Origin of the sequence: Stenotrophomonas sp. SrG (genome assembly GCF_050031795.1) — a bacterium.
In the GTDB taxonomy this organism is placed as follows: Bacteria; Pseudomonadota; Gammaproteobacteria; order Xanthomonadales; family Xanthomonadaceae; genus Stenotrophomonas; species Stenotrophomonas rhizophila_A.
In genome coordinates, this window is record NZ_JBNBBE010001572.1 from 1 (window position 1) to 232 (window position 232).

Consider the following 232-nt stretch of genomic DNA (forward strand, 5'->3'; position numbering starts at 1 on the left):
CGATGGCGGCCCGTGATGCTGCAATCGGCGTGCTGATCGCCGAAACCGGCGGCCAGAACGCCTACCTCGCCGACTCCTCGGCGCTGCCGGAACAGCTGGTCAAGGATGCGATCGGGTCGGCGTTCACCTCGGCCGGCCAGCGCTGCTCGGCCGCGCGCGTGCTGTTCGGGCAGGACGACATCGCCGACAAGGTGATGACCATGCTGGCCGGTGCGATGGCCGAGCTGAAGAT

General features: G+C 68.5%; 1 protein-coding gene. It reads left to right on the plus strand.

Going from position 1 to position 232, the window contains the following annotated elements:
* Positions 1 to 232, plus strand: a 232-nt coding sequence (locus tag ACQG3P_RS24655; protein WP_426806516.1) for an aldehyde dehydrogenase family protein, incomplete at both ends; no start/stop codon positions are given.